The organism is Psychromonas sp. (genome assembly GCF_983033635.1).
Window position 1 is genome coordinate 38,806 of sequence record NZ_CEZLMY010000011.1, and the last position, 6,908, is coordinate 45,713.

The following is a 6,908-nucleotide window of genomic DNA, read 5'->3' on the forward strand; positions in this document are numbered from 1 at the left end:
CACACTTTGGTATTGCTTATTTCATTTAGATAATGACTTATATACCCAAACTAGTTCAAGGTGCAAATTCTGGCATCTTGAGTTAGCTTGGGTATATAGACAGATCAATAAAAATGAGGATAAAGCGCAGAGCAGAGAACTAACGGCGCCCTTTTAAATAATCTAATCTCAACTCTTGTGGAAATTTCTCAATGGCATAACGCAACATGGTACGGGGCATCCGGGTATAGAACTTATCGAGAAACAGCATCTCAACGCATAAATCACGATTGCCAATCTCGCGTAACATCCAACCTAGCGCTTTATGCATTAAATCGTGAGGGTGACTTAATAAATGCTCCGCTAATTGCAGGGTCAGTTCAAAGCGCCCTGCGCGTATAAAGGCAAAACTGCTCATTACCGCAATACGTTGAAACCATAAGTTTTCACTGCTCGCTAAAACCCAAATCTGCTGCACATCTTTATCTAATAACCACGTTCCCAATAAATAATGGGCAGAGCTGTCAACAAGATCCCAGTTATTCACACCCTTAAGGTATTTAAGATAAAAAGCGATAATCTGCTCCTTTACCTCTTCCTCTGCTTTTTCAAACTGCAACCGTAATATAAACAGCGCGAGCATGCGTTGCTCATGTATCGGTGAAGTAATTAACGGAATCAGTTCATCAAGTGCTAAATGTCTGTATTTTTTGGCAAGCTTACGAAGAGGCGGAACGCGTATTCCCCAGAACAGATCCCCTTCACCATATCCACCTGGAAATGCTTTAAAAAATTTAGGGAAAAAAACTGCTTTTTCAGGTTCGATATAAGTTTTCAGCTGCTCAATAAGTTGCTGCATTTCGTTACCTTTAGGTGTTTTGAAATTTTATATATAAAAACACGGTCATTTAAGAACAGATGGTTATGTTGGGAGAAGTAGATGTGCAGCACTCCAAAATCACATGGTTCAACAAAAGTATTAAAACCTCACTACGGTGGCATTTTATCTGGATTAGATAAACAAGCTCGATTGAAATTTACACAGCGGGCAAATTTAGCAGCAGAAACTCGCGCTTTAAAAAGAGAAAAAGCCAAACAACAAAAACAACCAAAACAACCAAAACAACCAAAAAAAGATAAATCATCTTCGTTACTTTCCTATTTTCATTTAGCCTTAAACGATTAACACTTTACTGTAAATATAGGCGCAGCCACTACACCCAAACTACTTGAAGATGCAGGAATCAGCATCTTCAAGTAGTTTGGGTATATAAGCTTTACTCTTCTTCTAGCTAAAACAAAAGCAATCAACTCTATCTTATCTTTTTGCTGACATATCTGAGTATTCCTGTAGAATGCGCCGCAAAATTTTGACTAGTATTATCCCAATTCTTTTATTTTCGTCTTAGTTTTGGTTGCTAGGTTAAAGTATAATTTACTAATGAAATATAGCTTCTTGACTATCTGAATGTTTTGCGACAGTTTGATATTGGATCGTTATATTACCCATTTATTAATAATTTGAATTGAAAAAGGGTCGATCTTTATGTTGAATAAATCTGATTGCTTGATAATTGCTATTGCTGGCGCATCTGCATCGGGCAAGAGCTTGATTGCTAATACTATTTTTGATGAATTAAAAGCTGATCTTGGGGAAGCGAAAATCGCTATTATCTCGGAAGACAGTTACTATAAAGATCAGTCTGATATGCTGATGGAAGAGCGTATAAAAACCAACTACGACCATCCTAACTCTCTAGATCATAAATTACTTATTAGCCAGCTAAAAGCTTTAATAGATGGTGAATCAGTAGAGATCCCGCAGTATTGCTACACAACTCACAACCGCTTACCAAGCACAACGCACGTAGAGCCTAAAAAGGTCATTATCCTTGAAGGGATCTTACTTTTAAGTACACCAGAGTTACGTGAACAGCTGCACGCGAGTATTTTTATGGACACGCCATTAGATATTTGTTTACTGCGTCGCTTAACAAGAGATGTTGCCGAGCGCGGGCGTACGATGGAATCTGTATTGCAGCAATATCAAGAAACTGTTCGCCCTATGTATATTCAATTTATTGAACCTTCCAAGCAACATGCAGATCTAATCATCCCGCGTGGTGGTAAAAATCGCATCGCGATAGATATGCTTAAAGCTAAAATTCGTCATTTATTAAAGTAACAGTTCGCTATCAATAGGATTAAATACAGAGCAGGAATCAATTAATGCTTTTGCCGTTAATTGAGGTACACCATAAGCCTCTGTTTTTACATCATAAGTATTCTTTACCTTATCCAATAAAATAGCAAAATCACCATCACCAGAGAGCAAAATAACGGTATCAACTTGTGGAGCAGTTTCCATAATATCTATGGTAATCCCCACGTCCCAATCGCCTTTAGCAGTGCCGTCACTGCGCTGAATATAAGGTTTGAGTTTTACTTCAAAACCGAGATGTTTAAGAACATCCTGAAATTTTTTCTGCTGGTTATCACCGCGATCGATAGCATAGGCAAAGGCATTAACAACCTCCCCCTGCTGCTTAATGATTTGCCATAATTTACGGTAGTTAAACTGTTTTCCATAAGCTTGGCGCGTGGTGTAATAGATATTTTGTACATCGGCAAAGACTGCTATTTTCTTCATCAAAAACCTTCACTCTGTTATTTTTCTACATCATGACATATAAACAGGTATAAAAAAGCCTTAAATAATCTCATCATTTAAGGCTTTTTTGTTTATTTATTAACAATGAAAGTTTCGGTTTTAATCACCGACAAAGTTATTACGCGTTGAACGCTGCTTTTTATTACTGCCAGTACTTGGTCCAGAACGCTGACCATCTCGATGTCCGACATGTGGCTTTTTCGGTTTTTTAGGTTTTGGCGCACGCGTATCTAATACCGACGGTGATAATGGCTCGCCCGGTTCAAAACCTTTTACCGTTTTACGCGGAATCACTTTTTTAATCAGTTTTTCAATATCTTTGAGCAGTTTAAACTCTTCCTGGCAGACTAATGAAACAGCTTGTCCATCATTACCAGCACGCCCGGTACGGCCGATGCGATGCACATAATCTTCACTGACATGCGGCAGGTCGAAGTTCACGACTTGCGGCAGTTGGTCAATATCGATACCACGCGCAGCGATATCGGTTGCCACTAAGACGGTAATTTGCCCCTCTTTAAATTCCGCTAATGCTCTAGTTCGTGCGCCTTGGCTTTTATTACCATGGATAGCAGCAGAGCGAATACCGCGGCCATCAAGACTTTTAACTAAGCGGTTGGCACCGTGTTTTGTTTTCACAAATACCAGTACCTGCTTCCAGTCGTTTTCTTTTATTAAGGTACTTAAAACTACCGTTTTCTTACTTTTATCCACTTCATAAATAAACTGGGTAACATTTTCTGCAGTGGTATTGCGCGGGCTAACAGAGATTTCCACTGGGTTATTTACCAGCCCTTTGGCCAGTTTACGAATATCATTTGAAAAAGTGGCAGAGAAAAGCAGATTTTGACGCTTTTGCGGTAAAAATCCAATAACACGTTTAATATCATGAATGAAGCCCATATCGAGCATTCGATCCGCTTCATCTAAAATAAAAACTTCTAACTGCTTAAAACGTACCGCATTTTGGTTATATAAATCCAACAAACGTCCCGGCGTTGCCACTAAAATATCTACACCAGCACGTAACGTCTGCATTTGTGGATTAATTTTAACCCCGCCAAATACCACTGCACTACGTAGTTTAGTGTGCTTCCCATAGGTCGCTACACTAGCATGCACTTGAGCCGCTAACTCACGTGTCGGCGTTAAAATAAGGGCACGCACTTGATTCGCTTTCGGACGCTCGCCATTTTCCAGTAATGCTAATAAAGGTAGGGTGAAACCAGCTGTTTTGCCGGTACCTGTTTGTGCAGCGGCCATCACATCTTTACCTGCTAACACTGCCGGAATTGCCTGAGCTTGAATCGGAGAAGGCTCGCTATAACCTTGCTCTTTAACCGCTTTTACTAGCGAATCGGGTAAACCTAATGAATCAAAGCTCATAACTGCATCTCTTTTATAAAGGGTGACGGAATGCCAAAAATAGGCGCGTAGCTTACAGCAAACGAACAAAGAGGTGTGATTTAAATCACGATCGCTCTATAAATAGTCAAATTGCTCTGTATAATAGCGCAACTTAAAAAATGCGGGGCCAATTTGCCACTGCATCACCATATCAATACAGTCACATTTGCTTACTAAGTTAATGCAAACGTCACATACAATTAGGAAGACAACCTTGTTAAGTACTAACAATATCACCATGCAGTTTGGTGCAAAACCTCTGTTTGAAAACATCTCTGTTAAATTTGGTAACGGTAACCGCTACGGTCTGATTGGTGCTAACGGTTGTGGTAAATCAACGTTTATGAAGATCTTAACGGGTGATCTTGAACCAAGTGCAGGTAATGTCACTAAAGATCCTAATGAGCGTATTGCAAAACTGCACCAGGACCAATTCGCTTTTGAAGAATTCTCTGTATTAGATACCGTCTTAATGGGTCACAAAGAGATGTGGGAAGTGATGGCGGAACGTAACCGTATTTACAGCCTTCCGGAAATGAGTGAAGAAGACGGCATGAAAGTTGCCGATCTTGAAACTGAATTCGCGGAAATGGACGGTTACACTGCTGACTCACGCGCCGGAGAACTGTTACTGAGCGTGGGTATTCCACTAGAGCAACATTATGGCTTGATGTCAGAAGTTGCACCTGGCTGGAAACTGCGTGTTCTGCTTGCGCAAGTACTCTTCTCAAATCCGGATATCATGCTTCTTGATGAGCCGACCAATAACCTGGACATCGATACCATTCGTTGGTTAGAGACTGAATTAAAAGCACGTCAGTGCACTATGGTAATTATCTCGCATGACCGTCACTTCTTAAACTCTGTCTGTTCGCATATGGCTGATATTGATTACGGTGAGCTGCGCTTATATCCTGGTAACTACGATGAGTACATGACCGCAGCCACGCAAGTTCGTGAACGTCAACTTTCTGATAACGCCAAGAAAAAAGCACAGCTTTCTGAATTACAAGAGTTCGTAAGCCGCTTCTCGGCAAATGCATCAAAAGCTAAACAAGCGACTTCTCGTGCAAAACAGATGGATAAAATCGTTCTTGATGAAGTAAAACCATCCAGCCGTGTTAACCCGTACATTGTTTTCAAACAAGAGAAAAAACTGTTCCGTAACGCACTTGAAGTTACAGCGGTAAGCAAATCATTTGATAAACAGCTGTTCAAAGACCTCAACCTAATGGTTGAAGTGGGTGAGCGTATTGCCATTATCGGTCAGAATGGTGTCGGTAAAACAACACTACTGCGTACTTTAATGAGCGAAATTGAAGTCGATTCTGGTGAATTTAAGTGGTCGGAAAATTCGAACTTAGGTTATTACGCGCAGGATCATGCCTACGCATTTGAAAAAGATCAGACCTTAATGGAATGGATGAGCCAGTGGATGAAGCCTGACGATGACGAGCAATTCGTTCGCGGTACATTAGGCCGTTTACTGTTTGGCTCAAATGATATCGGCAAGTCGGTAAAAATCATTTCCGGTGGTGAGCAAGGCCGCATGTTATTTGGTAAATTAATGATGGATCAGTCTAATATCCTATTAATGGATGAGCCGACCAATCACTTGGATATGGAATCTATCGAATCATTAAACTTAGCACTTGAAAACTACGAAGGTACATTACTGTTCGTAAGTCATGACCGTGAGTTTGTATCTTCATTGGCTACACGTATTATTGAAATCAAAGAAAATGAAGTTGTTGATTTCCACGGTCCGTACAGCGAATACCTGAAAAGCCAGGGTATTGTGGAAGGTTAAATTCCATCTTGTAGGTGGTTAATAAAAAAGGGCTTTATGCCCTTTTTTTGTATCTGTAATTAAACAGTTATGCTTCCGCAGCCTTAGACAGATAAATATACTGCAGGTCATTCCCCCACAGATAAATATATTTACGTTTTTTATCTTTGCTCAGCACGCATTTTCCAAACAAAATAAAACCAGCACCTTCAACATCACTTGCAGTATTAATATCAAAGCGCTCAAGCAGTTGCTCTCGATATTTGGAGATAGGTAAGCCAACGCTACGATCTTCAGCAGGGTTTAACCAGTTAAGGGTTTTATCCGCATGAGAAATCGTTCCCCAATACATGCGCGGCGCACCGTTCTCTGTGGGCTGTGCATCTGCGATATTGACAAATAAATTTTTCGCACGCCATTTGTGTGTTTCACTGGTATAGATCCAAAGATCCGATATCGCCAACGAACTGCCGCGTAATAAACTGGTCAGCAGTTTAGCTAAACCTTGTTTAGATACCTTTGGCTCATTCTCATTAACTGGCAGATCTTTTTTTACTGCATCTTTAGTTGAGTATTCCCTTCCTTCTAATGGCGTTTTTTGTGCATCTAGCACGGGCTTTTGATTGCCTTTATTAAGGGGAATTTTTTTACTGAAATCAATCACCAGCGAACCAGCTTCAAGCACTATCTGCTCAACTTCTGCGATCTGCTTTTCTTCCTCTGTTTTGCGCGCTGATGGATTAAACTCTTCACAATCGAGATCATGATAACGCGAACCAAAACACGCCTGCTTGCCATCCTTTGATGCCCTGCGGAAATAGGCTTTTTGTTTACAAACTGGGCATAACAATAAGTAACGCAACTTATCTATTTCAGCTTCAGGTAAAAGCTTAAACTCAAAAATTGAGTAAGTTTTCGGATTCTCTTCATCAAAAGTACAAATAGCATCAAGCATGTTTTTTTCCTAAATAAATCCTACTCCTATAATTTATAGGATTAATTTTTATAAATCACTGTAAAAAGAAAAAACAGTTAAGCCTGTTCCTTTTTATTATCAAAAAC

Annotated in this window: 7 protein-coding genes; 3 read left to right on the top strand and 4 right to left on the bottom strand. The window is 40.0% G+C overall.

All coding sequences use genetic code 11. The features are described 5' to 3' along the window. Window positions 1–139: 139 nt before the first annotated feature. Window positions 140–838: a DNA alkylation repair protein gene (locus AC4GME_RS02825; RefSeq protein ID WP_490375677.1), complete on the bottom strand. Its 699-nt coding sequence runs from the start codon at window positions 836–838 to the stop codon at window positions 140–142. An 81-nt stretch (window positions 839–919) separates the two neighbouring features. Here AC4GME_RS02825 and AC4GME_RS02830 point away from each other — a divergent pair, with 81 nt between their 5' ends. Continuing rightward, window positions 920–1,165: a hypothetical protein gene (locus tag AC4GME_RS02830; RefSeq protein ID WP_490375678.1), complete on the top strand. Its 246-nt coding sequence runs from the start codon at window positions 920–922 to the stop codon at window positions 1,163–1,165. Between the two features lie 360 nt (window positions 1,166–1,525). Then, window positions 1,526–2,164: a uridine kinase gene (gene udk, locus AC4GME_RS02835; protein ID WP_490375679.1), complete on the top strand. Its 639-nt coding sequence runs from the start codon at window positions 1,526–1,528 to the stop codon at window positions 2,162–2,164. Here the strand turns inward: udk and AC4GME_RS02840 are convergent. Both AC4GME_RS02840 and AC4GME_RS02845 read right to left on the bottom strand, forming a co-directional pair. After that, window positions 2,156–2,629, bottom strand: a complete 474-nt coding sequence (locus AC4GME_RS02840; protein WP_490375680.1) for an NYN domain-containing protein — start codon at window positions 2,627–2,629, stop codon at window positions 2,156–2,158. The genes udk and AC4GME_RS02840 overlap by 9 nt on opposite strands. 120 nt (window positions 2,630–2,749) lie before the next feature. Further along, window positions 2,750–4,036 (bottom strand): DEAD/DEAH box helicase, encoded by a 1,287-nt coding sequence (locus tag AC4GME_RS02845; RefSeq protein ID WP_490375681.1) that lies wholly within the window; start codon window positions 4,034–4,036, stop codon window positions 2,750–2,752. 235 nt (window positions 4,037–4,271) lie between these two features. Here AC4GME_RS02845 and AC4GME_RS02850 point away from each other — a divergent pair, with 235 nt between their 5' ends. Beyond that, window positions 4,272–5,867: an ABC-F family ATPase gene (locus AC4GME_RS02850; protein ID WP_490375682.1), complete on the top strand. Its 1,596-nt coding sequence runs from the start codon at window positions 4,272–4,274 to the stop codon at window positions 5,865–5,867. A 67-nt stretch (window positions 5,868–5,934) separates the two neighbouring features. Here the strand turns inward: AC4GME_RS02850 and AC4GME_RS02855 are convergent, their stop codons facing one another. Then, window positions 5,935–6,801 carry a hypothetical protein gene (locus tag AC4GME_RS02855; RefSeq protein ID WP_490375683.1) on the bottom strand — a complete coding sequence of 289 codons (867 nt, stop codon included), beginning with the start codon at window positions 6,799–6,801 and terminating at the stop codon, window positions 5,935–5,937. Window positions 6,802–6,908 lie beyond the last annotated feature (107 nt).